The sequence below is a fragment of the Rhizobacter sp. genome (genome assembly GCF_031412495.1).
In the GTDB taxonomy this organism is placed as follows: domain Bacteria; phylum Pseudomonadota; class Gammaproteobacteria; order Burkholderiales; family Burkholderiaceae_C; genus Schlegelella_A.
In genome coordinates this window covers 1-2,061 of sequence record NZ_JANODC010000193.1, presented here as the reverse complement: position 1 = coordinate 2,061, position 2,061 = coordinate 1, and the positions used below count along the sequence as shown (strand labels likewise).

Annotated in this window: 2 protein-coding genes; both read left to right on the top strand. The window is 69.9% G+C overall.

Going from position 1 to position 2,061, the window contains the following annotated elements; all coding sequences use genetic code 11:
* A partial coding sequence (locus AC30N0_RS07105) for an acyl-CoA carboxylase subunit beta (protein WP_489517227.1) occupies positions 1-1,138 on the top strand: 1,138 nt, incomplete at its 5' end.
* Between the two features lie 21 nt (positions 1,139-1,159).
* On the top strand, positions 1,160-2,061 hold a 902-nt coding region (locus tag AC30N0_RS07100), incomplete at its 3' end, for an acyl-CoA dehydrogenase family protein (RefSeq protein WP_489517226.1).

The window sequence follows — 2,061 nt, the reverse complement described above, 5'->3', positions numbered from 1 at the left end:
GCAGTTCGTCCGCGGCGGCACGCTCTTCTGCAACCTCGCCCGCCTGTCGGCCGCCGGCCTGCCGGTGATCGCGGTCGTGCACGGCTCGTCGACGGCAGGCGGCGCCTACATGACCGGCCTGTCCGACCACGTGATCATGGTGCGCGGCCGGGCCCGTGCCTTCCTCGCCGGGCCGCCGCTGCTCAAGGCCGCCACCGGCGAGGTCGCGACCGAGGAAGCGCTCGGCGGCGCCGACATGCACGCCGCCGTGTCGGGCCTCGCCGAGCACGTTGCCGACGACGATGCCAGCGCCCTGGCCACGGCGCGCGAGCTGATCGCGTCGCTGCACTGGCAGCCGCGTGCTGCCTGGCCCTACGGCACCGCGCCGCTGCACGACGCCGAGGACATGCTCGGCCTGTTCGGCGCCGACGCCCGGAAGCCGGTCGACATGCGCCACGTCGTCGCCCGCGTCGTCGACGGCTCTGAGTTTCTCGATTTCAAGCCCGAGTACGGCCCGGCGACGGTGTGCGGCCATGCCGCCATCGCCGGCCACCCCGTCGGCATCGTCACCAACAACGGGCCCCTCGATCCCGCCGGCAGCACCAAGGTGACGCACTTCGTGCAGGCCTGCTGCCAGCTCGGCAAGCCCATCGTCTGGCTGCAGAACACGACCGGCTTCATCGTCGGCACCGAGGCCGAGCGCGCCGGGATGATCAAGCATGGGTCGAAGCAGATCCAGGCGCTGTCGAACGCGAACGTGCCGCAGATCACCGTGCAGTGCGGCGCCTCGTTCGGGGCCGGCAACTACGGCATGTGCGGCCGCGGCTTCGGCCCGCGCTTCCTCTTCGGCTGGCCGACGGCCAAGACCGCTGTCATGGGACCGCAGCAGGCCGCCGGCACGATGGAGATCGTGATGCGCGAGGGCGCGGCCCGCAAGGGCGAGCCGATCGACGAAGGGCGGCTCGCCGCGCTCACCGGCAGGATCGTCGCGACCTTCGAGCGGCAGATGGACGCCTTCACCACCTCCGGCCTGCTCCTCGACGACGGCATCATCGACCCGCGCGACACCCGCCGGGTCCTCGCCCTCGCCCTCGCCGTCTGCGACGAGGCCTCGCGCCGAACGCTTCGCCCGATCCAGTTCGGCGTCGCCCGGCCCTGACGGGCACGCCAGGAGCACACCATGCAGTTCACGCACGAGCACGAAGAGATCCGGCGCACGCTCAAGCGCTTCATCGACGAGGAGATCAATCCGCACGTCGACGAATGGGAGGCGGCCGAGGAGTTCCCCGCGCACACCGTCTTCAAGCGGCTCGGCGAGCTCGGCCTGCTGGGCCTGACCAAGCCGGAGCAGTACGGCGGCATGGGCCTCGACTACTCCTTCTCGGTGGTGATGGCCGAGACGCTCGGCCATGTCGCCTGCGGCGGGGTGCCGATGGCCATCGGCGTGCAGACCGACATGGCGACGCCGGCACTGGCCCGCTTCGGCAGCGAGGCGCTGTGCCGGGAATTCCTCGTCCCGGCGATCGCCGGCGACGCGGTCGGCTGCATCGGCGTCTCCGAGCCCGGTGCCGGCTCCGACGTCGCGTCCATCAAGACCACCGCGAAGAAGGTCGGCGCCGACTACGTCATCAACGGCGCCAAGATGTGGATCACCAACAGCCTGCAGGCCGACTGGATGTGCCTGCTCGCCAACACCGGCGAAGGCGCCGCGCACAAGAACAAGAGCCTCATCATGGTGCCGATGAGCACGCCCGGCATCACGAAGGCGAAGAAGATCCGCAAGATCGGCATGATGTCGAGCGACACCGGCCTGATCCACTTCGACGACGTGCGCGTGCCGCAGGCCAACCGCGTCGGCGAGGAAGGCATGGGCTTCACCTACCAGATGCAGCAGTTCCAGGAGGAGCGGCTGTGGGCGGCGGCGAGCTCGGTGAACGGCATGATCCGCACGCTGCACGACACCATCGAGTACATCCGCGAGCGCAAGATGTTCGGCCAGACGGTGCTCGACTTCCAGTACGTGCACTACCGGCTGGCCGAGCTGAAGACCGAGATCGAGGCACTGCGCGCCCTCACCTACCG